Here is a 25144-nt window from a genome sequence, read left to right as displayed (position 1 = left end):
CCATGAGAGCTGCGATGATCGACGCTCCCCGTTCCGTGTCGATCGTGACGATCGACCGTCCCAACTGCGGGCCTGACGATGTCGTCGTCAAGGTTGCCTATGTCGGTCTGTGCGGTACGGATCTGGAGTTGTTGCACGGCACGTCGTCATACCTCACTGATGGCCTTACGTCGTTTCCGCATCACTTCGGGCACGAATGGGTGGGCACCGTAGAGCAGACCGGCCCGAATATTCACGATCTGTCGGCGGGTGACGTAGTCACCGGGAGCACGATGATTTTCTGCCAGGCGTGTTCGGCCTGCGGGGCCGGACGACGCAACCAATGCTCCGATCTGCGTGAGGTCGGGCTATACGAACATCCTGGTGCCGCAGCCGAATTCCTCCGCATGCCGCGGCGCACGGTCGTTTCACTCGGTCGCGTCACAGTCGAACCGGAGCACGTTCTCATCGAGCCGCTCGTGACGGTGCTCGAGGCGCTCGACGCTGCTTCGGTGTCGCCGGGTGATCGGGTTCTCGTCGTCGGCGCGGGCACGATCGGCAGCTTGTCCATCGCCATGCTGAGTCGATACCCGATCACCGTCGACGTTCTCGAACCCCGGTCGATCGAACACCTCGACTCCGGCACCGTCACACACAGTTTCACCGATGCCACACACCTGACCGGGCAGTACGACGTGGTCGTGGAGGCGTCTGGCGGCGCCGGTGCGCTGGGTACCGCCGTACGCGTTCTCCGTCCGGGAGGCAAGTGCATCCTCGTAGGCGTCGCGGCGCACACGGAATCGATCGATCCCGGAGCGGTTGCGCTGGCCGGCATTTCGATCATCGGAGTACGTCACGGGGTAGATCACTACCGCCGAGCCGCGGAACTGTTCCCGCTGATTCGCCCGGCATTGACCGCATTGATCGACAGTGTGGTTCCTCTGACCGACGCACAGTCCGCATTCGATCGTCTCGAAGGCCACAGGACACGGCCGAAGGTGGTGATCTCTGTTGAGTGAGCTCGAATACACAGTGATAACCGGAGCGAGTAGTGGTATCGGCCGGGCAATCGCGCTCGCGCTTGCGAAAGAGGGTCACAACCTCGTCCTCGGATACGGCAATGGTCTCGATCGCATCGCACGGTTGGTGAGCGAACTAAATGCGCAGTTCCGCATCGACGTCGTTCCCCTGCAACTGGACCTGCGCAATGCCGAATCGACAGTCGACGCCGTTCTGAGATGCACAGATGAACTGGGTGAGATCCACTGCCTGGTAAACAATGCCGGAATCAACGATCGATCACCCGCAGATGCACTCGCCATCGATCGAATGCGCGAGGTCATGGCCGTCAATTCGATCACCCCACTTGCGTTGGCCTCGTCGGTGGGGCGCCGGATGATCGCGCGAGGTATCGCAGGATCGATCGTCAACATCACATCGATCCATGACACGGTCCCCATCACCGGCGGTGCAATCTACTGCGCCAGCAAGGCCGCATTGGCGGCGTCGAGTCGTGTCCTCGCCCTCGAATTCGCGCCCCACGGAGTGCGCGTCAATTCCGTCGCACCGGGAGAAACCGCCACCGCGATGAACGGCATCGATGACGAATCCTCGTATGCGGACATCGATCGCCCCGCTATCCCGTTGGGGCGTCCGGCCGGTGTGCACGAGGTCGCAGCAGCCGCGGCGTTCCTCGCCGGGTCCGGTTCGAGCTATCTCACGGGGACCACCGTTACCGTCGACGGCGGACTGGTTCTGACTGCAGCCGAAGCGAATGCCCGCTACGCCGTCGATCATTCTCCAACGCAAGGTCTCATGAAAGGAATCGCATGAAAGCCATCGCAATCGAAGCCATCGGCGACCCAAGCGTTCTCACTCTCACCGAGGTTGACGAGCCGACATCCGGCCCCGGAGACGTCACTGTTTCCGTTGCAGCCGCTGCCGTCAACCCTGTCGATCTGAAGACCCGTTCGGGGTTCTTGCCCATCGAGTTGCACTTCCCAGCCGTATTGGGATGGGACGTCTCCGGAACTGTTATCGCAGTCGGATCCGCGGTAACACGCTTCACGCCAGGAGACCGCGTCATCGGAATGATCGCGCAACCGGCACACCGCTACGGAACCTATGCCGAACGCGTCACCGCCGACCAGTCCTTGTTCGCACCCGCTCCGTCGAACGTCACCCTCGAGCACGCTGCTGCGATCCCACTCGCAGCGCTCACCGCTGTGCAATGCCTCGAGAAACTCGACCTTGCACCAGAATCCACGGTGTTGGTGACCGGTGCTGCCGGCGCGGTGGGCCGAATAGCGTCGGCGCTGCTGATCTCGCGGGGACACCGCGTCGAAGCCCTCGCTCGCGAGAGCGACACTGACGAACTCTTGGCCCTCAGCCTCAGCCGGGTCATAGCGAGTCCCGTCGACCTGCCGCAGAAGGAGTACGACGCCATCGTCGACACGGCGGGTATTGCCGAATCCGTCGACAGTGTGCGAGACGACGGCGCCTTCATCTCCATCGACGACAACGAGCAACCCGCACCGCAACGTGGAATCACACCGGCGAAAAGCTATGTCGACGAGGACGGCTCGGGCCTCGAATCATTCGCCGAACTGGTATCGACCGGTTCGGTCACCGTCCCTGTCGCCCGAACATTCCGGTTCGACGAAGCACCCCAAGCCCACGCTCTGCTGGCCGCGGGCGGAACCCGAGGAAAGGTACTGCTGATCCCATGACCGTGACCGCGAATGTCGAAGATGCCTTGTCCACAGTCGGTGTCACCGTTCCCGATGCGGACGCCGCCGCCAACTTCTTCGCTTCACTCCTGGGTGCGAACCGCGTCGTAAGATACCCCGGACGTGTCTCCGTACCGATCGGATTGTCGGGGGTCGTGGATTTCGTATCAGCGGATTGGCCCCATCAACCCCCACCGCGGTTGGTCGACATCGGTACCAACCATCTCTGCTTCACTGTCGGCGATATCGAACTCGCTGTGAGCTACCTTGATTCGCGAAGCGACGTGACAGTCCTCGGCGACGTGATCGAGGTACCCGAGGGTCCGATTGCGGGCAACAAGTGGGTGTACTTCCGGTCGCCGTGGGGCGATCTCTTCGAACTTCAGCAGTGGCCCGAGGAGCCGGGATACTTCCACGAGACCCAGGCCCGACTCCACCACAGACGAGAGGACATCGCGTCAGCCCTTCTCCCGACCTGCCGCGGTTTGGATCACACGGGCTACAGCGTCCCGGACCTCGACGCCGCGATAGCGCGTCTGGTGACCGCCCATTCGGGAACCGAGGTGCTCCGCACCGACATCGCAGCGGATCGCGGGTTCATGACGGCACAGTTCGATCTCGACGTCGAAGGAACGTCCCGGATGGCGATGGTATCCGTCGGCGACTTGAACATCGAGTTGTTCGAGCACCACATCGGCCGGCAGGAGGCCCCTCGCCCTTTGACCGCCAACGGGGGAAACTTCCTGACGTTCCGCCACGGGGGCGCCGCGCGACTGATTCCGAGTTCGCTGTGAAGTACGGAATCAATCTCCCCAACTTCGGGCCGCAGATCGACCCCGAGGGGATTCTCGCGTGGGCCCGGACAGCGGAAGCTGCCGGATTCGACAATGTCCTACTCTCGGATCACGTGGTGTTGACCGACGACGCGAATCGCCGCTCTCCCGCTCCGTTTTACGAGTGCCTGGCCACGCTGTCCTGGCTCGCAGCGGGTACCGAGTCGATTCGCCTGGGCAGCGGCGTGCTGATCGGCAGTCACCGACACCCGGCCCACCTCGCCCACGCGACCGCGACGATTGATCGACTCAGCGGCGGACGGTTGATCGTGGGCATCGGGGTCGGCTGGACTGCACAGGCTTTCGACGTCCTCGGCGTTCCGTTCACACGTCGAGGCCGACTGACGGATACCACTCTCGAAACCCTGATCGCAGCGTGGACGTCGGAGACATACGACGCACCGGGCTCGGCCGGAACACATCGCGTGCACAACGGACCTCTACCGCTGCAGCAACCACACCCTCCGTTGTGGATCGGCGGCAACGGACCCGCTGCGATCGACCGAACCAACAGATTAGGCACTGCATGGCACCCATTGCACCCTACCCGGGGCCTATGCATCGCTGGAGTCGCTTCACTCGCCCCCGGGCGTGAGTTCGTCCCCCGCATCTACTTTCTCCCCACCGAAAGATCTGTCGAATCACCAAACCGTCCACTCGGGTACGGAACCATCAACCAGATACGTGCCGACATCGATTTTCTGTCTGAGATCGGTGCACAGACGATTGTGCTCGATACCGATCCTGGCGACCAGCGACTGCGCCGCTCAACCGACCACGATCTCGATCTGATTCGCATTGCCGGCGAAAGTTTGGGAATGAGTCGGGTGGCCGTCTTATGACTCTGCGGCCCAGCTTGATTCGACAATCCATTTCGACCTCGGCACTGCTGTTCGACATGGACGGAACCCTCGTCGATTCGCAGGCGTCGATCGAGGCTGTCTGGTTCGAATTCGCGGACCGGCACGGCGTTGATCGGGCGGTGGTAGCGCAGGCACTTCCAGGCCGCATCGCTTCCGACATCATCGTTCGGGTTCTCGGTAATCGAGCAAACGTCGAATCCGAACTGAACTGGATCAGGCAAAGCGAAGAGCAGAACTCGCATCCAGTTCGCGCCATCGCCGGCGCCAAGGACTTTCTGGCGTCTGTGCCCCGGGAGCAATGGGCGATTGTCACGTCGGCCCCTCGATCGATGATGGTGCGAAGGCTCACTGAAGCGGGCCTCCCGCTTCCACACGCGTCGGTATGCGCTGAGGACGTGCGCGCCGGCAAGCCAGATCCCGAGGGCTTTCTTGCAGCGGCGGCGCGCTTGAAGGTTTCCGCCGACTCCTGCACCGTATTCGAAGACTCCTCGGCCGGCATGGCTGCTGCGGCCGATTCCGGCGCATCATGCGTTGCAATCGGAGCCGAGCCCGGACGAAACCTTTTGAGAGTGAATAATTTTACTTCACTACGACTCTCCCGAGAGAGATCGGAGCTCGTAATCGACGTGGTACCGGAACTATGACGGATACCGTATCGGTCGATCTGGGAGGTACGTGGCTACGCATCCGCAGCGGTGAGCGAACCGAACGGCTGCCATCGCCCAGCGTGCTCCGACAACCGTCTGCCACTCCCGATCAACTCCTGCGCGAGCTGATCGAGACACTGGATCGATATCTACCGCCGGGTGCCGCAGTGAACATGGCGTGCGGGGCCGCGCTCGACGAACAGAAGGGCGTCGCCCATGGATCCGGCCCATTGTGGGGCGGCACTCCTGCCGGTGAGATTCCGTTGCTGCGCCTCCTCGAATCCCACCGCCCGGACGTTCGATGGACACTCGTGAACGACGTGACGGCAGGGTTGGCGTCATTCGCTCGTGGGTTTACACGTCCCACCGATCGGCGCATCGCCTACCTCACCATCAGCAGCGGGATCGCACTGCGGATAGCTGATGCAAGAGAGGGAGTGATTCCAGTGGACGCATTGGGGTTGCAAGGTGAGGTCGGCCACCTTCGTGCAGTGACGTCGGGGCCGGATACAGTGCGACAGTTGCCCTGCGCATGTGGAGGCATCGGACATGTCGCGGCGATCTCGTCCGGCTCGGCGTTGGCTGCTGTCGCCTCGGCTCTCGAATTGCCCTATGACAGAGATTCGTTCGGTCCAGCACTCGAGTCAGGCGCCCCTGGTGCATCACTTCTGTTGAGCGTGGTCGTCGAGCCGATCGCCGAGCTGGTCAGAACGATGATCGCCCTCGATCCACGACTGGATCGCATCGGGATCGGTGGCGGGCTCGCCGAAGGTCTGTCCGAGATGTACGAGAGGGAACTTTGTTCCCAACTCGCCTCGGTGCGATCGTACGCGGACACGTCACTGACTCCCGAGAGAATCCGTAAGACGATATACCTGTGCCGTCCTCACGACATCGACACCCTGTCCGGTGCCGACGATATTGCCGCCGGTCGCCTCCGCGTAAGCAAGCTGTGAAAGAGGATTCATGACAACGCAACTCACCCATCGCGCAATCGTGAGAAGGGGCAGTCGGTCGAGCGTCGAAAAGCGGCCGACTCCAACTCCCGGACCCGGCGAACTTCTCGTCGCCCCCGAGAAAGTCAGCCTGTGCGGGACTGACATTCAGATTGTGCGCGGAGACAGGGACGACCCCTCGCCCATCGTCGGCCACGAAGGCGCTACCCGCGTCGTCGAAGTGGGCGACGGCGTCACCGGCTTCGAGGTAGGTGATCGAGTCGTGGTCAACCCGACGCATCCGCATGATTCATCGTTTCTTCTCGGCCACAACGTCGAGGGGTTGTTTCAACAACGCGTCATCATCGGCGTGCCCGCGGTGAGTGGAGGGTTGGTCACGCCGTTGCCACTGGAACTTTCCAGCGCACGCGCTACTCTCGTCGAACCGTACGCCGTCGTCAGGTATGCGCTCTCCTGCCTCTCCCGTGAGTCACCGGGGACGCTGCTCATTTTCGGCGACGGTCTCATCGGAAATCTGGCTGCGGCCCTCGCACCCTCCGTTCTCTTCCCAACCGTCCGAGTAGTAATGGTCCACCGCACCGAACTCGGCATGGAGTGGACGACAAATCACTTTCCATCCGTGGTCAACTCGCTCGCTACCGAGAACTGGGTACGCGAAACCACAGGCTCGGTCGCCGTGCTGGTCGCGACTCACCGCGCCGGCACAGTAGCGTCGATCGACACCGCTCTGGAACGCCTCGGCGATCGAGTTGTCTCCGTGCATCCGATTGGTGGAGTGCCGGCCAAGGCCACGTCCGATTTGTTACCCGGGGTGGACATCGCCGGGGTGCGACAAGCCAACACGGGTGGACCGACACCACCCGCGATCACGACGTTCACCAGGGGCTCTCTGCGCGTTGCCTTGACGGGCAACAGAGGAGTCACGAACCACCAACTCGCCTCCGCTGCAGCTGCATTGACGAGCGCCGACGACACGATCGACACGCTACTCACACACCAACTCGGCATCGATGAGGGCACCGCATTGATGAACGTGATCTGCGAGAAACGGACCCGAGAGGTGGACGGCGAGTTGGTGATTCGATTGGTGGTGAATCTTGCGGGTCATTGAAGGTATTTGATCCGACGAACTCGGGGAACAACCAGCCAAGACCTCCCGCCCGAGATCCCCCACGGACTCGCATTGCTAGTGTTGATGACGTGTTTGCCACGGGACCCAACGCGCTGACGGTAAAAGGCCAACCGACGCTTCAACACATAGATTTCACCTTTTTGGATTCTTTTCGATTTCCCGACCGGCAGGGCTTCCCCGATTCATATCGCGCATTCATCCGGCACGCAGGGTGGGCGCGGACCTTCGGACTCTGGCTCATCTATCCGCCCGTCCTTCCCGGATTTGCCGACGGCTGGCAAGGGCGCGCCCGCAACCTCACCGCTCATCTTCATTCGGTCTACACAGAAGGACAGGATGACGAGTTCGATTGGATGATCGAACCCGACGGCGATTGGTCACTCCCCGACTCGCTGCAGGTTTTCGGATGGAGCGAAAACGGTGACGCCCTCCTGTGGGACACAGCATCACGCGACACCGACGGAGAGTTTCCGGTTTGGGAATCGCGATCGTTCAACTCCCTCCACCGCCTCGGCGGGAGCCTCTACGAAGCACTTCCGTCCATTCGCACCCGGACGGCGAGCCTGTTCGGACCCCGCGCCTACGACATCGAGCCACTCCAGCCCACCCAACTCTGACGCGCGACCCAAATTATCGAAAGGCCGCGGGCACAGCCACTAGTACGACACCTACGATGACGACCAGCGACAGATAGCCGAGAACGAGGCCGGCCACTGCCAATCCGCGCCCACTTTCGCCGGAACGGCGAATCTGGTTCAGCGACACATGGCCCACGGGAATAGCAAGAACCCCACCGAAGATTCCAAGTACCAGTGCGACGATGGCCAAGGCATTCGTACCGCCGACCACCCCTGGCGGCGGCGACACCACCTGCCTGACAGGCCCGAATGCCGAACGAAGGCTCCTCCCTGACAGCAGCGCCCCGACCATATACAGCGACAGTCCCGCCACTGATCCCGCTACCCAGGCTCCACGAAACGCCGGCCCGTCGACGTCGAGGATCCTCCCCGCCGCCCTTACCCCGGATCCTGCTGCACCGACCGCGATACTCAAATTCACTGCGCCAGGAAGAACGGCAAGCAAGGCAATAGCACCGATACCAAGCGACAACGCCGGGCCACCGCGGCGCCGCCACGCCAACGAACTCATCAGCGCTGCAAACAAAGTCACAGCAATGCCTAAAAGCCCAGTCACAAATCCGACAACGACTCCCGTCTCGAAGTCCCCACCTAGATGACGAGCAACCCACTGTGCCCAGGCCCGCGCGAATCGCGGCCCGAGCGTCAGCGAGACAACGACCGTTGCAACCGCAACGCACGCCACGACACTGACGACCCGCAGAATCCACCCCAGATAACCAGAATGCGAATTATTCGGCGCAACAGTAGTTTCCGAGTCGATCACCAGGATTCCTTCGTTCAGAGTGCGACAACAGAACGGCTCTAGCCGTCACTCCACACAGAACCGTGGCCGGACCGGCTCACTCATCTGATCAAGTTCTGGTGCCTGTGTCTGTAGTTCGTTCGCACGACCAAACCGGCGATAGCAACGATTACACATTTATGTTAGCGTTGTTTTCATGAGTTCGAGAGCAAAGATTCTGGCAGCAGCAACCGAGTTGCTCAACACCTCCCCCAACGGTGACATCTCCACCCGCGCCGTGTGCGAGATGGCCGGCGTCGGCGCCCCCGCGCTCTACCGTCAGTTCGGCGACAAGGACGGACTGCTCGCAGCCGTCGTCGAGGCAGGTTTCTTCGAATACCTCGAAGGCAAACGCGCTGCGACACCTTCCGATGACCCAGTTGCCGATCTACGGGCCGGCTGGGATGCGCATACCGCCTTCGCGCTCGCACATCCCGCTCATTACCGACTGATGCACTCACCTTCCGCCCAGAGTGCCGACACCGCCTTGCAAGCCCAGGCGCTACTTCGATCCGTTCTCGAACGATGCGCTGCGGCAGGCGTTCTGACCGTGTCGGTCGACGTGGCTACGCAGATGGTGATGTCCGCCAATGCGGGCGTCGCTCTGATGCTCGTCGTAAGGCCGGAACAGTACCCCGATCCGACGCTGTCACAGCGAGTTCGCGACGGAATCTTCGCGTCCATCATCGACGAATCCGACGCCCACCCGGACGCCTCCCTCAACAGAGTTGCATCCACTCTCGACGCCCAACTCGCCGCCGTAGATTCAACTTCCCTCTCCACCAACGAAGTCGGCCTCCTGCGCGAGTGGCTACGCAAGCTGTCCGATGCACCCGAAACCAGTTCAGGAGTTACATCATGACTGACACCACCATCCGCGTCGCCATCGTCACCGGAGCTTCCGGCGGCATCGGGCGAGCGACTGCCGAGAAGCTCGCCGCCGACGGAATGGCTGTCGCCGTGCACTATTCAGGAAACCTTCAACGCGCCCAGGAAACAGTTGACACCATCGTCGCAGCGGGCGGTCGGGCCATCGCGGTGCATGCCGACGTCGCCGACGAAGGTGAAGTCGCGGCCCTGTTCGGTACGGTCGAGGAGGAGTTCGGGGGCATCGACGTCGTCGTCCATGCAGCCGGAATCATGATTCTCTCCACCGTCGCAGAACTGAACTTCGACGATTTCGATCGGATGCATCGGACCAACGTCCGAGGGACCTTCGTGGTCGACCAGCAGGCAGCCAGACGTGTCCGGCGCGGTGGTGCGATCATCAATTTCTCCACCTCCGTGAAGAAGCTGGCGTTTCCGACTTATGCCGCGTACGCCGCCACCAAAGGTGCTGTCGACGCGATCACCCTGGTTCTCGCGAAAGAGCTACGGGGACGCGACATCACGGTCAACGCCGTAGCCCCAGGCCCCACGGCCACCGATCTGTTCCTGGACGGGAAAGACGAAGCTACAGTGGAGAACCTGTCCAAGCTGGCTCCCCTGGAACGCCTCGGCACACCGGTGGACATCGCGGAGGCTGTCGCGTTTCTCGCCGGCCCAGCTCGTTGGGTCAACGGCCAGGTCATCTACGTCAACGGCGGCGTGATTTAGCAAATCCATCGTCTAAGGACCACACCTTGGCAATTCCGACAAAACAGTCAAACCAGTCGACTTTGGTTGTAATGTGCAAACAATGGAAAACCAGGATCGAGGGTCCGCCCGGACGTCACGACGACAGTTCATCAGCGTTGCAGGACTGGCGGCAACCGCCGTCATAACCCTCGCGACCTCCTCGACCGCCGGCGCCGCCGGCCCCACGGCACCCAATCCAGGTTCGCGGGTCGGCGATCCTGCAGAAGCCCAAGCGGTACAGCGCGTCGCAGAGACACTGCTGAACAGCGGAGTCCCCGGTCTTGCCTTCGCCATCGTCAAACCGGATGAGAAGAACCGCAAAGCGAGTGTCACCACTACGTACCACTACGGCCAGGCCGACGTCGAAAACGGCGTGAGAGTCACTCCACGAACGCAATTCGAGATCGCCTCGGAGACCAAGACCTTCACGGCTGCACTACTGGCGAAACTGATCGCTCGGGGAGAAGTCGGATTGGACGACCTGGCGAGCAAGTACTCGGATGGCAACCTGCTGCCAAAAGGCAGCGGTGGCGAGGAGATCACGCTTCGCCAACTGGTCACCCACCGTTCCGGTCTTAGCGACGACCCACCCAATCTCTCGGCTGGGTGCGCAGATCCCACACAATCGTGTGTGGACGAGAAAGCGAAGTACACGAGAGACATGCTCTGGGAAGGACTCCGGGCTCCCGGGGCCTTGGAGTTCGCCCCCGGTAGCCACTGGCTGTACTCGGACTTCGGGTTCGGACTGCTCGGCACACTCATGGCAGACAAGATCATTCCGGGACAGGAGAAGCCGCCTTTCGCGGCAGCAGTCGCCCGCGAAATCACCGACCCGCTCGGGATGATGGGTACCGTGATCGAGACCAAAGCAACCGACCTGGCCGTTCCGTACTACCTCGACGGCACAAGAGCTCCTCTGTGGAACAACACGGGTGCGATCGCAGGCGGGGGTGGCCTCGTCAGCACCGCCGAGGACATGTCGATCTGGGCCGCAACAACTCTCGGCTATGGCAACAACCCGCTCAAACCGGTCCTGACCTCGATGCTCGAGCAGATCGACACGCAAGCTCCGGAGAATCCTGCATTCGGAATGGGAATGGCGTGGCAGCTCCAACCCCCGACGCCGAACTTCCCACAATCGTTCGCCAAGAAGAACGGAGACAGCTCGGGATCCAACTGCATCACCCTGTTGGTTCCCGACAGCGGCTGGTCGATCACGATTCTGGCGAACGGTGGAAATGCGGCGATGATCGACCCTGCAGCAGTGAACCTGATGCATGATCTGGTTCCGAGACGACCGATATTCGGTAGCTCGACGGGAAGTTCGTCGGGCAGCGACGCCGGTTTCCAGACCGGGTCATTCGGATAGACCCACTTACCCAGGGGCGCTACATCTTCGTCGAGCGTGCCATCACGAAGCAGTAGAGCCCGTAGGTGATGATGCCCAATCCGGCAAGGATCAGCAGGGCCACTCCGTACGGCTGCGCACCCAGCGTCTTGAACGCTCCGTCGAGTCCGGAGGACTTGCCGGGTTCGGAACTGTTGACCGCGAGAAGAACCAGAACGCCGACAGCAGCGATGGCCAAGCCCTTGGCGACGTACCCGACGGTTCCGAGTCGGCGCACGAAGTTGCTGGGTGTGCCTTTCAAATCATCCAGGAAGTTCTGGCTCGCGCCCTTATACACGTGGTAAACACCAACAGCGATGATCGCGATCCCACCGATCACCAATGCGATAGTCCCCAGCGTGTTCTCCATCAAACGCGCCGTGATTCCCGCACTCTGACCGCTGCTGGACTTCCCGCTTCCGCGGGCGAATCCGAATGCAGTGAAAGCAAAACCGAAATAGACGAGCGAAATGCCCAGAGCCTTTGCACGGTTGAAGAACTCCTTCTTCTTGTCGTCCGAGGACGGCGACGACGAGCTCCCCAACGCAGCTTCGGCCAATCTCCACAACGCCATGGCAAGGAAGGCCACGACGCCGACCCACAGAGCGAAGACACCCCCTGGTTTTCCTGCCAACTCGGCCATCGCACCCGATTGGTCCGCAGACCCGGATCCACCGAGAGCAAGGCGGATCGCGATATATCCGATCAGCAGATGAACCACGCCGCTGACGACAAATCCTGCGCGGGCAAAGCGCTCGAAGACATTGTTCTGTGCGACGTCAGCCGCCGTGGACGTGACACTTTTCTGGTCCTGCGGTGACGATTCTTTGTTCATCATGATCGTCGAACCATATACGGGCAGACGCTTCCCTCGAACGCCTGCATCAAGTGTTTCGAGATCAAGGGTTTCGAGGGTTCTGATCCAGCGTCGACCGCGGTTCTTCGGGGTTGGGAACCTTGGGGTCGATCGTGTCTGCATGATCTCGTTGCTGGTTCAGTTCCTCGCGAGAGCTCGTCGCCTCTTTCCGATGTTGCGCTGCATGATGTTGCAGCGCAGACGCTTCCGCCGCTTTGGCGTCGGCCTCTGCCTGCACCATGCGCGCTTTGGCTGCTGTCTCTTCTGCCCGCGCCTCGCGCTCGCCTACTTGCAGCGACTTGTCTGCGACGTCTTCGCGGATCTGTTCTGCCTCGATGTGACGACGCTCGTCGCGCCTGTTTCGCGCCACCCACAGGAGTGCGGCCACGATCGCTATCACCACGACCACGGCAACAATTATCCAGATAATGCTGCTGGTACTCATACTGCGAGAGGTACCCACCTGGGACTTTCTCACACGCAGGCAAAGAAATACGCAAAAATTACAGGTCGGTCGGATGCGTGTTGGCACCGCACAAAACGACGCACAATTCACCGTCGGACGGCGGCGTCACCGTTCCGTTCAGAACCGGAACCATTGCTGCCGCGGTTCCCAACTCCACCAGGATCCGGAACTCCCGCCACAGGAACGCCCGCGCCTGCCGGATCGAATCATCGTCGACCACAACGCTGTTAACCGAACTCTCATGCAGCGTCTCCCAGGCGATGGCGCCAATCCGTGTGGCCCCCAATGAGTCCCCGGCGATACTGTTCACTTCGATATCGACCGGACGCCCCGCATCGAGCGAGGTGCGCAAGGTGGCAGCCCCGGTCGGCTCGACGGCTACCACTTGATCTTCGGGACGAGCCGCCGCGACGATTCCAGAGACCAAGCCGCCGCCACCGACTGCAACGCAATACGTGATCGGTCCGGATGCGTCGTCCTCGATCTCGAGAGCAATGGTCCCGGCTCCGCTGACGATGTCGGGCAGGTCGTAGGCGTGCAGTTCGAGCGCACCGCTCGAGCGTGCGATGTCCGCCGCAGCGGCAGCGGCGAGTGCATACCGGTCGCCGACCTTGTGAACGGTTGCACCCAACTCCCCAAGTGCCTTCACCTTTGCTTCGGGCGCTGTCTCCGGCACCACCACTGTGCAGGTGAGTCCTCGGCGCCGCGCGGCCCACGCAGCGCCGATCGCAGCGTTGCCGCCGGACGCGATCACCACGCCTGCGTCAGGCATGGTGCCGTCGGCGACCGCTCGTTCCACTGCATTGAGACTGCCGCGCACCTTGAAGGAGCCGCCGTGTTGGAGGTACTCGAGCTTGAACAGAACCGGCACCTCACCGTGTGGTGTCGGCACCGCAGTTCGAAAGATGGGAGTACGCCGCGCCAGTCCTGCGATACGAGTCCGTGCGGCTTCGACATCCGAGCGCTCGATTGTCAGCGGACCTGCGTTGTTGTCGGCGGTGAGAGTCATGTACCAACCCTACGGTTCGCAACTTCGACCCGAAGCAGTCGGCCCATCGTCATCAAGATGTCTGTTTTTCACCAATTACTGCCCGCATCTGACCGAGACATCGACCTTCCAGGTGAATAAATTTACTACTACAAGCACAACGACGACAGCAAGGAAAGGCACACGCCATGTCGAAGATCGCAGTATTCGGTGGAAACGGTTTTGCAGGAAGTGCAATCGCGAAGGAAGCCGCTTCACGCGGCCACGAGGTAACCGTCGTCGCTCGCAGCGCGCAGTCCGGAACCGACACGAATGTCGTGCAGGGTTCGGTTCACGACAACACGATCGTGGAGCAGATCACGGCAGACAACGACGTCGTTGTCGTTGCCATCCCCGCTCGCGAGATCGACGGCAAGCGCCTGCTCGACGCCGTCACTCCCCTCGCCGATGCCGCCGCACACAACGGTGCTCGCATTGCCGTAGTCGGTGGCGCCGGCAGCCTGTTGGTCGCCGAGGGTGGGCCGCGCGTCGTCGACACCCCCGATTTCCCGGACGCATACAAGGGTGAGGCGCTCGCTCACGCCGACGTCCTCGACGCGCTCCGCGCAACTGACAGCAATGTCGACTGGTTCTACGTGAGCCCGGCCGCAGCATTCGGTGCCCATGCCGGCGTCGCCCCGAAGGGATCGTTCCAGTTGGGTGGCGACATTCTCCTGACGGACGCCGAGGGTAACTCCGCCATCGCGGGCGAAGACTACGCCCACGCTTTTGTCGACGAGATCGAGACTCCGGCCCACCGTCGCCAGCGTTTCACCGTCGCACACTGAACATGAGCAACCTTCGTAGGCGCGCAGCCTGGATCACTGTTCCCGCTGCCGCCGCTCTCCTGCTCACCGCGTGCTCCAACGACGCGGAATCCGCAACGCCCAGCAGCTCTGCGACGTCCACGAGCGTTGTTGCCGAACAGGGCGATCAACTCGAATCCAACAAGACCGTCGTCACGGACTTCTACGAACTGGCGTTCAACGGCCGTCAGGTACAGCAAGCCGCCGACCGGTACCTTGGCGACGTCTACATCCAACACAACCCCACTGCCGCCGACGGGGCAGCCGGATTTGTCAGCGGCATAGGCGGTTACGTCGAGGCCACACCCGGATTACACGCCGAGATCACTCGTGTTTTCGCCGAGGGCGATCTGGTTGCCCTCCAGTCTCACACCACGTCTGCACCCGGCGACCGCGGCCAGGCCGTGTTCGACATCTTCCGCGTCGACAACGGCAAGATCGTCGAACACTGGGATGCCATTCAAGACGTGCCGGAAACGTCCGCAAATCCGAACACGATGTTCGACGGACCCACCTCGTCGCCGTCCAAGTCGTCAGAAGTCTTGGAGCGCAACACGGCCAACGCGTTGACGTTCCTGCAGCTCGCCTTCAACGAAGGCAAAGCCGCCGAGGCTGCCGACCAGCTGGTCGGTCCGACCTACACCCAGCACAACCCCTCGTTCGCTGACGGCAAGGACGCATTTGTCACCGCACTGGCCGGGATCGAACCCGTTACCGGAGACAAGGCCACCAAGTTTCCACGGACGGTAGCCGAGGGCGACTTCGTCTTTGTTCAGACCTTCGCTTCGTCCGGTGAGGGAACGGCCGGCAGCGGCTCGATGGACATCTTCCGATTCGACGAGAACGGCAAAATCGTCGAACACTGGGACGCGGTCCAGGACTACCCTTCGACGACCGCAAGCGGTAACACCGTGTGGGATGACGGTCGCTGAGACGACAACTCCGAACAGTTCAGCGGACGGCTACGTGATCAGCCGACGTTGATTCGTTCTGTGTCGCCGTCGTAGTAGTCCAACAATCTCTGATCCATCACCCGGCGCCACAGTGGTGGAATCCACGCGATCACGATCATCACTGCGTAGCCGGCCGGAAGTTGCGGCGCTTCGGCCGCGCTACGCAGACTTTGGTACCGCAGCTTCGGGTTGGCGTGGTGATCGCTGTGCCGCTGCAGTTGGTAGAGAAACAGATTGCTCACGACGTGATCGCTGTTCCAACTGTCAGCGGGGCTGCAGCGAACGTACGAGCCGTCAGCACGCTTGCCACGCAGCAGACCGTAATGCTCGAGGTAGTTCGCCGCTTCGAGGAAGGTGAATCCGGCAACTGCCTGCAGCAGGAGCCAGGGCGCGACCTCCCAACCGAAGATACCGATCAGCGTCGCGAAGAGGACAACACTCATCGCCCAAGCGTTGAGAATATTGTTCTCGAAGCTCCAGGTTCGTTTGCCTTTCCTCTGGAGTCGAGCGCTCTCGATGCGCCATGCCGACCGCAGCCCGCCGAACACACTTCGTGGCAAGAACCTCCAGAAGCTCTCACCGAACCGTGAGCTGGCCGGGTCCTGCGGAGTAGCTACACGCACATGGTGGCCGAAATTGTGCTCCACGTAGAAGTGCCCGTAGAGAGATTGCGCAAGCGCCACTTTCGCGAGCCACTGTTCGCTCTTCTCGCTCTTGTGGCCGAGCTCGTGGGCCGCGTTGATACCGACGCCGGCGACGACACCCACCGTGAACGACATCGCGATCTTCTCCGCGATTCCCATCGGAGCGTTGATCCAGCACCAGCAGGCGAAGACCAGACCGGCGTATTGCAAGGGGAGGAACGCGTAAGTGCACCAGCGGTAGTAGCGGTCCTTCTGCAGTCGTGGGATCGCATCGTCCGGCGGACTTTCGCCGTCTTCACCAGCCAACATGTCGATGATCGGGATGACGATGACCAGGAGCCACGCGCCGGTCGCCCAGAACAATCCGAGACGAAGGTTGTCGACGAGAAACCAGGAGATGAACGGGCTGAGTGGAATCAGCAATCCGAGCGGCCACAGGTACCTTTTGCGGTCGCGCCAGCGCGGGTTTTCGCCAGACGGCGAGTCGGTGTTCTGGACAGCCTTGGATTCGGTATGCCGTGCGTCGGAAGTCGCTGTCATTCGCCGATCTCGCCTTTCGTCCCCTCGAACGATTCGCCCCACGCACCGTTCACGCTCAGCAAACCAGAACTAATGTCCGGACGGGTATGGTCCCGAAATCCAGAGCGCCCTGCTCGAAAGACGGCACGAGCGCTTGTACTCACCAAAAACTCCCCCGCACATCACTGCTCACCCCGACAGTAGATACGGACAAAATACCCCACGGATCTGCGGGGATGGCGACCACCTCCGCACGTCGCCGAGGATCGATGATCCCTGCCAAGGCAAGGTCGAACCGCGTCGCCCTCGTCGAAGTAACGGTAACCGGCAGTGACAGAAATCATAAGCAGAGGACAGGATTTCCGCTCGTAGTGGCGACCAAAAAGACTGCGCGCCCTCAACTGGTCAGTTGCGGGCACGCAGTGAAAAGGTGAGCAAGCGTCAGAGCGTTGCAAACACCTTCGTTTTCACTTCGTTCAGCCAACCGTTCGCGGTCACGAAGTCTGTGACACTCGACTGCAATCCGAAGACGTGGCCAGCCTGCGCCGCCGGCAGCCTCGTGAAGAGGTTGTCGTCGAGGACCGCTTGAACCGCCGCATTGGTCGATCCGTCCGCATTCAGGGGATACAGCACGACCGTCACACCGTTCATGATGTCGGCCAACTGCTCCATCGGGTAGGACTCGTATCCGGCAGCGGTGTAATTGGTCGGAACACCGGGCCCGTACGCCAATCCGAGTTCGTTGACGACCAAATTGCCGATCGCACCAGTGGGCTGCTGAACCGAGAAAGCGCCGGGTGCGTCTCCGAGCGAAATGTGAATCCACTTGTTGTTCGCGATCACGTCCGCGTACTCGCCACGAACACGTTCGAGATTCTCTTCGTAAGCAGTGCGCGTCGACTCGAGCACGTCCGTCTTGCCGATCGCCTCGGCGATCTCCGTGGTGATCGTCTTCCAGTCACCTCGACTCTCGCCCTTGACGATGACAGTGGGCGCAATGCCAGACAGACGGTCGAACGCCGCTTGGTCCACCTCGTCGGCGTCGCCGACGATGATGTCGGGATCTGCCGCAGCGATCGCTTCGAAGTTCATTTCCCCGTAGGGCCCGATGGTCGGGAGCCCGTCGACGAAGGCCTGCTGCTCGGGCGTGAATTCACTGATCCACTTGCCGTAGTCCTGCACAGCAGCCGGTTTCACTCCGAGGGACATGAGCTGCCAGGGAGTGTCGTACGACGCGGCGACGACGCGCTCCGGCGAGGCGGGAACCTCGATGTCCCCGTATGCCGAGGCAACGGTCCGGACGTCCGTCGGCTCGGAGTCGGCCGATGACGAGGAACAGCCAGTCACCACCATCGCACCGACAACGGCAGCTGCCGCCACTGCGATGACTCTGGAACCGAAAGAAAATGATCGAATTGCGCGCACGCAGAACTCCTACAGAGGCGATTGTTTAGCCAACCCTAAGTTCATTCTGTGGCACGACACAAGTCCGATCGAGGCGCTTTGAGTCGCTGTTCGGACTAGTCCTGTAGCAAATCGGTCATTGGCGCGCGCGGATGATCGATCAGGCTTGCGAACTCCCCCGGGGTCACACCCATCGTTCGACGAAAAGCCGCACCGAACGCGCTTTCGGAACGGAAACCCGTCTTCCTCGATACAAACGAGATGCTTCGACCAAGTGCCAGAAGTTGCATCGCATGATGAGCCCGCAGTCGCATACGCCATTCCGAGAAGGTCAATCCGGTTTCGGCCGGAAACCTTCGTGTGAGGGTCCTCGTACTGACCTTCGCGTCGGTGGCCCACTCCTCGACCGATCGGGTGTCGGCCGGGCTGGCAACCAACTGATCTGCGATCTGCCGAAGCCACAGCGTCGTCGGCAGCGGCACATCGAAAATCAGTCGCGGAACGGGTTCGACGAGGTCGATGGCAAACGCCTCGGCTCGTCGACGAGCCGCGTCGGTCAAGTCGTCTCGGGTGAGGTGATCGAGTACTTGTTCGAGCAGCGGAGGGGTGGACAAGGCCACCACACGATCCAACCCGGTCACATCGGATGCCACCAACCACGTGCACGACAATTCTGTGCCGCTGCGCGCCGTCACCTCGTGGGGAACATAGGACGGGATCCACAGACTGACCCCGCTCGGCACCGTGTACACAGTCTCCGGAGTACGGACCTCGAGAACACCGTCGATCGCCCACAGCAATTCGTGATCGCTGTGGCGGTGCATCTCCCACGTGTAGTCGGAGTCGACTGACAGCCGATTGGTCGCCAAACGCAGATACCCGTCGGCACTGACGCGCAGCGGTCGCACGACGCGTTGCCACTCGGACAGCTCGTCGAGCGGGCTGCTGAGCGGGTAGTCGATCTGCTCGCTCACCGCAGCGTCGACAGTTCGGGATGTCCGAACAGGCCAGGTAACCCACCGGTGTGCAGGAAGACCGTTTTTGATCCCGCCGTGATGGCTTTGTCCTTCACGAGTTGGATCAATCCCGCAAAGGCTCGGCCGGTGTACGTCGGGTCGAGGAAGATGCCCTCCGTACGAGCCAAACATCGGATCGCGCCGGCTGATGCTTCCGTGAGCGTCGAATATCCTTGTCCAACTTGGTTTCGCAGGATCTGAAGATCCGCGGCTCGCACGGTCGGACCAGGCATCTCGTCCAATAACCCAGCGAGGGTCGACACTGGATCGGCAACAGCCCCGACATCGACGCCGACAACTCTGTCGACGCCCAGATGCGCGACAAGTCCAGCCATCGTTCCGCCCGATCCGAGTGCAACCACGACGCGTTCCACTCCGGGGAGTTGCTGCTCGATCTCGCGTGCGCAGTCGACGTAACCCTGCGCGGCCACCGCGCTGGAACCACCGAAGGGAATGACAAAAGGAACTCCGCCCGAGTCAGCGACGGCCTGCACCGCGGCGTCGACCGCGGATGCCGTGTCCCCACCGGCCCAGACGATCTCAGCGCCCGCGAGTGCATCCAGAACGAGATTTCCCTGCGCGGATTCCGGCTCGGCACCACCGAGCACCAGCACACAACGCAATCCCAAACGGGCTGCTGCGGATGCAGTCAACCGAGCGTGATTGCTTTGCGGTGCACCGGTAGTGATCAAAGTCGTCGCGCCGACGGCCAAAGCCTGAGCGCAGGTGTACTGCAGCTTTCTGATCTTGTTGCCGACGCCGCCCAGGCCGGTGACGTCGTCACGTTTGATCCACAGATCTTCCGGCCCCAATCCGAGTGCCTGCGCGCAACGCGCCACAGGTTCGACGGGCGTCGGCCAACTGCCCAGGCTGATCGGCGGAACGTCGGAACTGAACATTCGACGAGTCTAGTTCGACCGGGCACCCACAGTCCGTACTCGAATACAGTCCGTACTCGCATACAGTCGGGACATGGGAACTTTCACGACGACCACACGTGACGTACCGCTGACCGTCAGCCGACCGGATTCGCCGAGTGAACCGAGACATGCGGTAGTAGTTCTCCAAGAAGCGTGGGGCGTGAACCAACACATCGAGAGCATCCTCGAACGCCTCGCCGACGCCGGCTACCTTGCCGTCGCCCCGCATCTCTACCACCGCGGCGCACAGACCTCCTTCACCGACTTCCCGTCCGCGAAGGATGCGCTCATGGCACTCGACAGCACAAGCATCGGCCACGACGTACGTGCCGCCGTCGACTACAGCCGATCCGAGGGAGCAGACAGAGTCGGCTCCCTCGGATTCTGCATGGGCGGCACCGCGTCACTGTGGTGTGCCGCGGTACCCCTCGTCGATTCCGCTGTCACGTACTACGGCGGCGGTGTCGCCGAGGCCCGATGGGACGGAATCGCGGCAGGCACCGAACTTGCAGCGCAACTGCAGGTCCCGTGGCTCGGTCACTACGGCGACCTCGATCCGAGTATCCCGCCGGAGAGCGTCGAGCAATTGCGCGCAACCGCGTCCGATCTCGCCCGGGTGTACCGCTATGCCGACGCCGGCCACGCGTTCAACAACGACACTTCGACCAGCCACTACGCCCCGGATTCTGCTGCCCTCGCGTGGACCCGCACTATGGAGTTCTTCGCCGAAACCCTGTGATTCCCAATGCGAGTCAGGGCACCCGCTTGACCACCGTGCCGGTGATCTCGTCCTGAACCTGTTCAGCCGTTACCGCTCGACTCTGCGCCCGACGTGATCGGGTGAAGTAGTAGATGCCGATCACGGCAAGAACAAACGGAACTCCGAACACCAGCGTCATCTTGAAATCGTCGACCCACCACGTGGTGATCAGAATCGCGACCATGAGGACTCCGCCGAGGATTGTTCCCACCGGAAAGAACGGAATCGTAAAGGAAAGTTTGGTTCCGTCCTCCTTCATCCGCTTGCGAAAGAACCAGTGCGTCACGAAGATCAGCAGCCACGTCGCCATCGCTCCGAACATCGACAACGAGATCATCAACGTGAATGCCTGCTCGGGAAAAAGCACGTAGACGATTGTGGCGACGGCGATACCCGACGTCGACAGTAACAGAGCGTTGACCGGTGAGCCGTTGGCCCTGACCCTGCCGAGAATGGCCGGCGCGTCACCAGCACGGGAGAGCGAGAACATCATTCGCGAAGACACGTACAACTGACTGTTCATCGCGGACAGCGCGGCAATGATCACCACGAAGTTCAGCACACTGTCTGCGCCCGGAATCTTCACAACCTGCATCACCGTGACGAAAGGGCTTCCGCCACTCAAGATCTTGTCCATCGGAGCAATTGCCAGAATCAAAGCAAGGGTTGCGATGTAGAAGACGAACAGCCGGACGATCGTCACACGGAACGCCTTCTTCACCGCTACCGCCGGGTTCTCCGCCTCACCGGCCGCAATGGCGATCATCTCGATGCTCAAGTAGCTGAAGATCGATACGATCACGGCAAACCACATGCCGGACAAACCATTCGGAAAGAATCCGCCACCCGCCGTGTAATTGTGAAATCCGTAGTCCGGGTTCCCGCTACCGAACACGACGTACGCTGCCATCACGATGAACGCCACGATCGCGAAGACCTTGATCGTCGAGAACCAGTACTCCATCGTTCCGAAGGCCTTGACGTTGAACATGTTCACGCCGATCAGCACTCCGGAGAACAACACGATCCACAGCCACGACGGTACGTCGGCGAACCAGAACTGCATGTATTCACCGATCGCGGTGACCTCGGTCCCGACCGCGAGGACGATGCATGACCAGTAGAGATAGCGAACGAGGAAGCCGATCAACGGTCCGACGTAGAACTCTGCGTACGCACCGAACGAACCTGATGTCGCATGTGCGACGGTCATTTCGGCGAGGGCACCCATCAGCAGCAGGGCGATCAACCCGCCGATCGCGTAACTGATGATGACGCTCGGGCCGGCAAATCCGATGGCGAACTTACTGCCGAGGAAGAGTCCAGTGCCGATTGCACCGCCGAGCGCGATCATGCTCATCTGCTTGGGGCCGAGTTCGCGTTTGAGACCTGATTCTCGCTGCTGAATGTTTTTGAAATCACTCATGAAAGCTCCTTGCGAAAGGCGGTACCTCCCGGTCCGCGGAAACTTGGAAGAATCAGGTGACTGCGTCGCGCTCGCGAAATTCGGGGCGATCCCAGGACTTGTTCTCGAGGATGTCTCGCAACACGTCGACGGCGTTCCACACGTCGGCGTATCCGAGATAGAGCGGAGTGATACCGAACCTCAGCACTCCTGGTTCGCGGTAGTCGCCGATGACGCCCCGCGCGATGAGAGCCTTCATGATGGAATAGCCCTCGGGATGAACAAAACTCACGTGCGAGCCACGACGCTCGTGCTCGCGCGGCGTGATCAACTCCAAACCGTAGGCAGCGCAACGCTCCTCGACGAGGTTGATGAAGAGATCGGCCAGTGCGAGCGACTTGCTCCGGATGTCGGCCATGTCAGCTTTGAGCATGACGTCGAGACCACACTCGACGAGTGACAACGACGTGATTGGTTGAGTACCACTCAGAAACCGTCGTATTCCTGCGCCCGGTTCGTAGGCCGACTCCATCGCGAACGGTCGCGCGTGCCCCCACCACCCGGACAGCGGCTGGATTCCGGTGTTCTGATGGCGACGGTTGACCCAGATGAATGCAGGTGAACCCGGACCACCATTGAGGTACTTGTACGTACACCCGACCGCGAAGTCGGCGTCGGCGCCGCTCAGATCGACAGTGACGGCGCCGGCCGAGTGTGCGAGATCCCAGATCATGAGGGCGCCACGTTCCTGCACTGCTGCAGTGACTTCCGTCATCGCATACAGGTTTCCGGTGCGGTAGTTGACGTGCGACAACATCACTACGGCGGTGTCTGGTCCTACTGCTTCGGTGAGGTCGCCCGGTTGGTCGATCAGGCGTAGTTCGTATCCCTGATCGAGCAGCGAGATGATGCCCTCCGCAATGTAGAGGTCAGTGGGGAAATTGTCGCGCTCGGAGACGATCACCTTCCGGCTGGGATCCTGAGCAGCCGCGATGGACAGTGCGGAGGCCAATGCCTTGAACAGGTTGATCGACGTCGAATCCGTCACTACCACTTCGCCTTCACCTGCTCCCAGCAACGGGGCAAGTTTGTCACCGAGGCGGACCGGGAGGTCGAACCATCCAGCCTCGTTCCAACTGCGAACCAAGCCGTTGCCCCACTCGTCGCCGATCACTCTCGCGGCGCATTCCTGTGCGGCAATGGGACGCGCGCCGAGAGAGTTTCCGTCGAAGTAGAGAACGCCCTCCGGAATCGCGAACTCGCGGCGGAACTCCCTCAGGGGATCCACTGCGTCGGCCTTGACGCAGTCTTCCAACGAAAGGGTGGTTGTCGATGTCATGACGATTCTTCTCCTGCATGTGTCGGCGTTGAAAGTGATGAAGGCAGAGTCCGGAGCACGGCGCGTACCGGGCTGGCATCGAGGTCGAGGAACTTCAGCGGCAGTGCGATCAACTCGTAGTAGCCTTCGTCGACCTCGTCGAGGCACAGTCCTTCGAGGATCGCGACGCCACGATCGCTTGCCGCGTGGTGCCCGTCCATGGTCTTGCTGTCCATCGGATCGAACGAGGCGCCGTCGATTCCGATCAGAACGCCCCCGCGGTCGGCGAACCAGTGAGTCAGGTCCGGAGAAACGCCGGCGAAGTCGTTGTCCCACTCGCTCGGGTACTTCGGGTAGGTCCTCAGAATCAGCCGTTGCGGCAGATGGCCGCCGAGTCGCTCCACCGTCTCTTCGACGGGCCTGATGCATGCGGCACCGTCGACCCCCGTCATGTCGACCACCAGTGCTTCGCCGAGATAGGGCTCGAGGGGAACAGAACCGATGGGCGCACCGTCGATGCGGGTGTGCGCCGGCGCATCGGCGTGAGCACCGATATGAGGAGTGGTGGTGATTCGGTTGATGGTGACGGCGTCACTGCCGCCGAGGTCTGACGTGACAGCTCGGGTGAAAGCGGTATCACCTGGCCACACGGGCGTCGATTCGGAGATCGGCGGGCTGATGTCGATCAACCGCGCCCCCGAATCGCCCGTGTGTCGGCCGATCCTCGGAACCATCCGGACCCCTTCGTCGCAACAGTCGACTGTGTCGATCTCGACCGTTTGATAATTCGATGTGTTTGGCAAAAGCTAGGATCATCGACGGGCGCGGTCAATAGATGCTGAATATTTTCGCGACGGCAGGGAGAAATCGGATGATAAATGCGATCGAACGGGCAGCTGCCGCAGCTCGGCCGAATCATGTTCGGCTCGACGACGTCGATACGGCGATTCTCCGCGAACTCGTCCGGGATGCACGCATCCCCAACAATGCACTCGCCGAGAAGGTCGGGATAGCGCCGTCGACCGCTCTGGCGCGGATGCGCGCTCTACGCGAATCGGGCGTTATCAAGGGGTTTCATGCAGACATAGACCTCGAGCTACTCGGCCTCGAGATCTCGGCGATGGTATCGATTCTGATTCACTCCCACGCCAGGAGCCGGATGACGGAAATTGCCGAGCACCTGAGCGGACTGGATTCCGTTCAGCGAGTGTTCCTGATGAGTGGGGACCGTGATCTCCTGGTGCACGTGTCGTGTGAATCCCCCACTCGGCTTCGCGATTTCGTCAGCGCGCACCTCAACGATCCGGCCATCGCCAATACCCAGACCAACTTGATCTTCAGCGAACTGAGTCAAGGCGGCTGAACTGCAGCTGTCGCCAAGGCCGATTCGGTGTACTCTCTTAACCTTCGTCTCCGGACGGAGTACGCGGAGCGCTGATCAATGTCGGAACACAAGCAAATGCAACCCCCGGACTACCACCGATG

General features: G+C 61.4%; 27 protein-coding genes. 16 read left to right on the top strand and 11 right to left on the bottom strand.

Going from position 1 to position 25144, the window contains the following annotated elements; translation table 11 throughout:
• The first annotated feature begins 2 nt into the window (after positions 1 to 2).
• The 9 genes from AC2ETI_RS20075 to AC2ETI_RS20035 all read left to right on the top strand — a co-directional run bounded on the left by AC2ETI_RS20075 (position 3) and on the right by AC2ETI_RS20035 (position 7756).
• Entirely contained in the window at positions 3 to 998 is a 996-nt protein-coding gene (locus AC2ETI_RS20075; RefSeq protein WP_029537130.1) for a zinc-dependent alcohol dehydrogenase, read from the top strand.
• A complete protein-coding gene (locus tag AC2ETI_RS20070; RefSeq protein ID WP_019745655.1) occupies positions 991 to 1812 on the top strand; it encodes an SDR family oxidoreductase in 822 nt (273 codons plus the stop codon). Before AC2ETI_RS20075 ends, AC2ETI_RS20070 begins: the two co-directional genes overlap by 8 nt.
• Entirely contained in the window at positions 1809 to 2708 is a 900-nt protein-coding gene (locus AC2ETI_RS20065) for an NADP-dependent oxidoreductase (protein ID WP_019745656.1), read from the top strand. Before AC2ETI_RS20070 ends, AC2ETI_RS20065 begins: the two co-directional genes overlap by 4 nt.
• Positions 2705 to 3502 (top strand): VOC family protein, encoded by a 798-nt coding sequence (locus AC2ETI_RS20060; protein ID WP_019745657.1) that lies wholly within the window; start codon positions 2705 to 2707, stop codon positions 3500 to 3502. The genes AC2ETI_RS20065 and AC2ETI_RS20060 overlap by 4 nt, the downstream gene beginning before the upstream one ends.
• Entirely contained in the window at positions 3499 to 4383 is an 885-nt protein-coding gene (locus AC2ETI_RS20055; RefSeq protein ID WP_019745658.1) for a TIGR03619 family F420-dependent LLM class oxidoreductase, read from the top strand. The genes AC2ETI_RS20060 and AC2ETI_RS20055 overlap by 4 nt, the downstream gene beginning before the upstream one ends.
• Positions 4380 to 5048, top strand: a complete 669-nt coding sequence (locus AC2ETI_RS20050; protein WP_019745659.1) for an HAD-IA family hydrolase — start codon at positions 4380 to 4382, stop codon at positions 5046 to 5048. Before AC2ETI_RS20055 ends, AC2ETI_RS20050 begins: the two co-directional genes overlap by 4 nt.
• Positions 5045 to 6007: an ROK family protein gene (locus AC2ETI_RS20045; protein WP_019745660.1), complete on the top strand. Its 963-nt coding sequence runs from the start codon at positions 5045 to 5047 to the stop codon at positions 6005 to 6007. Before AC2ETI_RS20050 ends, AC2ETI_RS20045 begins: the two co-directional genes overlap by 4 nt.
• Positions 6008 to 6017: 10 nt before the next feature.
• Positions 6018 to 7118: an alcohol dehydrogenase catalytic domain-containing protein gene (locus AC2ETI_RS20040; protein WP_019745661.1), complete on the top strand. Its 1101-nt coding sequence runs from the start codon at positions 6018 to 6020 to the stop codon at positions 7116 to 7118.
• 161 nt (positions 7119 to 7279) lie between these two features.
• The gene (locus tag AC2ETI_RS20035) at positions 7280 to 7756 is read left to right on the top strand and encodes an SMI1/KNR4 family protein (RefSeq protein WP_024487502.1); all 477 of its coding nucleotides are present in this window, start codon (positions 7280 to 7282) and stop codon (positions 7754 to 7756) included.
• A 13-nt stretch (positions 7757 to 7769) separates the two neighbouring features.
• Here AC2ETI_RS20035 and AC2ETI_RS20030 read toward each other — a convergent pair whose 3' ends face one another.
• Complete coding sequence (locus tag AC2ETI_RS20030) at positions 7770 to 8543, bottom strand: DUF4190 domain-containing protein (RefSeq protein WP_046379431.1); 774 nt, start codon at positions 8541 to 8543, stop codon at positions 7770 to 7772.
• A gap of 175 nt (positions 8544 to 8718) precedes the next feature.
• Here AC2ETI_RS20030 and AC2ETI_RS20025 point away from each other — a divergent pair, with 175 nt between their 5' ends.
• The 3 genes from AC2ETI_RS20025 (at position 8719) to AC2ETI_RS20015 (ending at position 11547) form a co-directional block, all read left to right on the top strand.
• Positions 8719 to 9423 (top strand): TetR/AcrR family transcriptional regulator, encoded by a 705-nt coding sequence (locus tag AC2ETI_RS20025; protein ID WP_019745664.1) that lies wholly within the window; start codon positions 8719 to 8721, stop codon positions 9421 to 9423.
• Positions 9420 to 10157 carry an SDR family oxidoreductase gene (locus AC2ETI_RS20020; RefSeq protein WP_483634302.1) on the top strand — a complete coding sequence of 246 codons (738 nt, stop codon included), beginning with the start codon at positions 9420 to 9422 and terminating at the stop codon, positions 10155 to 10157. The genes AC2ETI_RS20025 and AC2ETI_RS20020 overlap by 4 nt, the downstream gene beginning before the upstream one ends.
• Before the next feature lie 82 nt (positions 10158 to 10239).
• Positions 10240 to 11547, top strand: a complete 1308-nt coding sequence (locus AC2ETI_RS20015) for a serine hydrolase domain-containing protein (protein ID WP_483634301.1) — start codon at positions 10240 to 10242, stop codon at positions 11545 to 11547.
• A gap of 19 nt (positions 11548 to 11566) precedes the next feature.
• On the opposite strand, the gene AC2ETI_RS20010 is transcribed toward AC2ETI_RS20015, so the two are convergent.
• The 3 genes from AC2ETI_RS20010 to AC2ETI_RS20000 all read right to left on the bottom strand — a co-directional run bounded on the left by AC2ETI_RS20010 (position 11567) and on the right by AC2ETI_RS20000 (position 13896).
• Positions 11567 to 12403 (bottom strand): DUF1206 domain-containing protein, encoded by an 837-nt coding sequence (locus AC2ETI_RS20010; RefSeq protein ID WP_019745667.1) that lies wholly within the window; start codon positions 12401 to 12403, stop codon positions 11567 to 11569.
• A 61-nt stretch (positions 12404 to 12464) separates the two neighbouring features.
• Positions 12465 to 12866, bottom strand: a complete 402-nt coding sequence (locus AC2ETI_RS20005; protein WP_483634300.1) for a hypothetical protein — start codon at positions 12864 to 12866, stop codon at positions 12465 to 12467.
• A gap of 58 nt (positions 12867 to 12924) precedes the next feature.
• On the bottom strand, positions 12925 to 13896 hold the full coding sequence (locus AC2ETI_RS20000) for a serine/threonine dehydratase (RefSeq protein WP_483634299.1): 972 nt from the start codon (positions 13894 to 13896) through the stop codon (positions 12925 to 12927).
• Between the two features lie 167 nt (positions 13897 to 14063).
• Between AC2ETI_RS20000 and AC2ETI_RS19995 the strand changes: the two genes are divergently transcribed.
• Both AC2ETI_RS19995 and AC2ETI_RS19990 read left to right on the top strand, forming a co-directional pair.
• Complete coding sequence (locus AC2ETI_RS19995) at positions 14064 to 14702, top strand: NAD(P)-dependent oxidoreductase (RefSeq protein ID WP_070795552.1); 639 nt, start codon at positions 14064 to 14066, stop codon at positions 14700 to 14702.
• A gap of 2 nt (positions 14703 to 14704) precedes the next feature.
• A complete protein-coding gene (locus AC2ETI_RS19990; protein WP_060937856.1) occupies positions 14705 to 15652 on the top strand; it encodes a nuclear transport factor 2 family protein in 948 nt (315 codons plus the stop codon).
• A gap of 38 nt (positions 15653 to 15690) precedes the next feature.
• On the opposite strand, the gene AC2ETI_RS19985 is transcribed toward AC2ETI_RS19990, so the two are convergent.
• The 4 genes from AC2ETI_RS19985 to AC2ETI_RS19970 all read right to left on the bottom strand — a co-directional run bounded on the left by AC2ETI_RS19985 (position 15691) and on the right by AC2ETI_RS19970 (position 20155).
• Positions 15691 to 16857 (bottom strand): alkane 1-monooxygenase, encoded by a 1167-nt coding sequence (locus tag AC2ETI_RS19985; protein WP_029256457.1) that lies wholly within the window; start codon positions 16855 to 16857, stop codon positions 15691 to 15693.
• Between the two features lie 420 nt (positions 16858 to 17277).
• Positions 17278 to 18261: an ABC transporter substrate-binding protein gene (locus tag AC2ETI_RS19980; RefSeq protein WP_483634298.1), complete on the bottom strand. Its 984-nt coding sequence runs from the start codon at positions 18259 to 18261 to the stop codon at positions 17278 to 17280.
• Positions 18262 to 18356: 95 nt separating this feature from the next.
• A complete protein-coding gene (locus AC2ETI_RS19975; RefSeq protein ID WP_483634297.1) occupies positions 18357 to 19214 on the bottom strand; it encodes a helix-turn-helix transcriptional regulator in 858 nt (285 codons plus the stop codon).
• On the bottom strand, positions 19211 to 20155 hold the full coding sequence (locus AC2ETI_RS19970) for a D-cysteine desulfhydrase family protein (RefSeq protein WP_483634296.1): 945 nt from the start codon (positions 20153 to 20155) through the stop codon (positions 19211 to 19213). The genes AC2ETI_RS19975 and AC2ETI_RS19970 overlap by 4 nt, the downstream gene beginning before the upstream one ends.
• A gap of 73 nt (positions 20156 to 20228) precedes the next feature.
• Here AC2ETI_RS19970 and AC2ETI_RS19965 point away from each other — a divergent pair, with 73 nt between their 5' ends.
• On the top strand, positions 20229 to 20915 hold the full coding sequence (locus AC2ETI_RS19965) for a dienelactone hydrolase family protein (RefSeq protein WP_069145454.1): 687 nt from the start codon (positions 20229 to 20231) through the stop codon (positions 20913 to 20915).
• Positions 20916 to 20928: 13 nt separating this feature from the next.
• Here AC2ETI_RS19965 and AC2ETI_RS19960 read toward each other — a convergent pair whose 3' ends face one another.
• Genes AC2ETI_RS19960 through kynB form a run of 3 tightly spaced genes read right to left on the bottom strand, consistent with a single transcriptional unit; the run spans position 20929 to position 24393 of the window.
• Positions 20929 to 22362, bottom strand: coding sequence for an amino acid permease (locus tag AC2ETI_RS19960; RefSeq protein WP_483634295.1), 1434 nt, complete (start codon positions 22360 to 22362; stop codon positions 20929 to 20931).
• 52 nt (positions 22363 to 22414) lie between these two features.
• Positions 22415 to 23680, bottom strand: coding sequence for a kynureninase (kynU, locus tag AC2ETI_RS19955; protein WP_133727232.1), 1266 nt, complete (start codon positions 23678 to 23680; stop codon positions 22415 to 22417).
• Positions 23677 to 24393, bottom strand: a complete 717-nt coding sequence (gene kynB / locus AC2ETI_RS19950; RefSeq protein WP_483634294.1) for an arylformamidase — start codon at positions 24391 to 24393, stop codon at positions 23677 to 23679. The genes kynU and kynB overlap by 4 nt, the downstream gene beginning before the upstream one ends.
• Before the next feature lie 137 nt (positions 24394 to 24530).
• Here kynB and AC2ETI_RS19945 point away from each other — a divergent pair, with 137 nt between their 5' ends.
• Complete coding sequence (locus AC2ETI_RS19945; protein WP_007730865.1) at positions 24531 to 25022, top strand: Lrp/AsnC family transcriptional regulator; 492 nt, start codon at positions 24531 to 24533, stop codon at positions 25020 to 25022.
• The last annotated feature ends 122 nt before the right edge of the window (positions 25023 to 25144 follow it).

The organism is Rhodococcus sp. MurmanLake-1, assembly GCF_056945715.1.
This window is presented reverse-complemented; position numbering and strand designations above follow the sequence as displayed.

Bases quoted from the DNA above. Each gene is read 5' to 3' on its own strand.
- kynB (WP_483634294.1), bottom strand. From the start codon at position 24,393: ATGGTTCCGAGGATCGGCCGACACACGGGCGATTCGGGGGCGCGGTTG.
- AC2ETI_RS20005 (WP_483634300.1), bottom strand. From the start codon at position 12,866: ATGAGTACCAGCAGCATTATCTGGATAATTGTTGCCGTGGTCGTGGTG.
- AC2ETI_RS19970 (WP_483634296.1), bottom strand. From the start codon at position 20,155: ATGTTCAGTTCCGACGTTCCGCCGATCAGCCTGGGCAGTTGGCCGACG.
- AC2ETI_RS19965 (WP_069145454.1), top strand. From the start codon at position 20,229: ATGGGAACTTTCACGACGACCACACGTGACGTACCGCTGACCGTCAGC.
- AC2ETI_RS20020 (WP_483634302.1), top strand. From the start codon at position 9,420: ATGACTGACACCACCATCCGCGTCGCCATCGTCACCGGAGCTTCCGGC.
- AC2ETI_RS20060 (WP_019745657.1), top strand. From the start codon at position 2,705: ATGACCGTGACCGCGAATGTCGAAGATGCCTTGTCCACAGTCGGTGTC.
- AC2ETI_RS20025 (WP_019745664.1), top strand. From the start codon at position 8,719: ATGAGTTCGAGAGCAAAGATTCTGGCAGCAGCAACCGAGTTGCTCAAC.
- AC2ETI_RS20045 (WP_019745660.1), top strand. From the start codon at position 5,045: ATGACGGATACCGTATCGGTCGATCTGGGAGGTACGTGGCTACGCATC.
- AC2ETI_RS20040 (WP_019745661.1), top strand. From the start codon at position 6,018: ATGACAACGCAACTCACCCATCGCGCAATCGTGAGAAGGGGCAGTCGG.
- AC2ETI_RS20015 (WP_483634301.1), top strand. From the start codon at position 10,240: ATGGAAAACCAGGATCGAGGGTCCGCCCGGACGTCACGACGACAGTTC.
- AC2ETI_RS19990 (WP_060937856.1), top strand. From the start codon at position 14,705: ATGAGCAACCTTCGTAGGCGCGCAGCCTGGATCACTGTTCCCGCTGCC.
- AC2ETI_RS20075 (WP_029537130.1), top strand. From the start codon at position 3: ATGAGAGCTGCGATGATCGACGCTCCCCGTTCCGTGTCGATCGTGACG.
- AC2ETI_RS20065 (WP_019745656.1), top strand. From the start codon at position 1,809: ATGAAAGCCATCGCAATCGAAGCCATCGGCGACCCAAGCGTTCTCACT.
- AC2ETI_RS20050 (WP_019745659.1), top strand. From the start codon at position 4,380: ATGACTCTGCGGCCCAGCTTGATTCGACAATCCATTTCGACCTCGGCA.
- AC2ETI_RS19960 (WP_483634295.1), bottom strand. From the start codon at position 22,362: ATGAGTGATTTCAAAAACATTCAGCAGCGAGAATCAGGTCTCAAACGC.
- AC2ETI_RS20000 (WP_483634299.1), bottom strand. From the start codon at position 13,896: ATGACTCTCACCGCCGACAACAACGCAGGTCCGCTGACAATCGAGCGC.
- AC2ETI_RS19995 (WP_070795552.1), top strand. From the start codon at position 14,064: ATGTCGAAGATCGCAGTATTCGGTGGAAACGGTTTTGCAGGAAGTGCA.
- AC2ETI_RS19945 (WP_007730865.1), top strand. From the start codon at position 24,531: ATGATAAATGCGATCGAACGGGCAGCTGCCGCAGCTCGGCCGAATCAT.
- AC2ETI_RS19985 (WP_029256457.1), bottom strand. From the start codon at position 16,857: ATGACAGCGACTTCCGACGCACGGCATACCGAATCCAAGGCTGTCCAG.
- AC2ETI_RS20010 (WP_019745667.1), bottom strand. From the start codon at position 12,403: ATGATGAACAAAGAATCGTCACCGCAGGACCAGAAAAGTGTCACGTCC.
- kynU (WP_133727232.1), bottom strand. From the start codon at position 23,680: ATGACATCGACAACCACCCTTTCGTTGGAAGACTGCGTCAAGGCCGAC.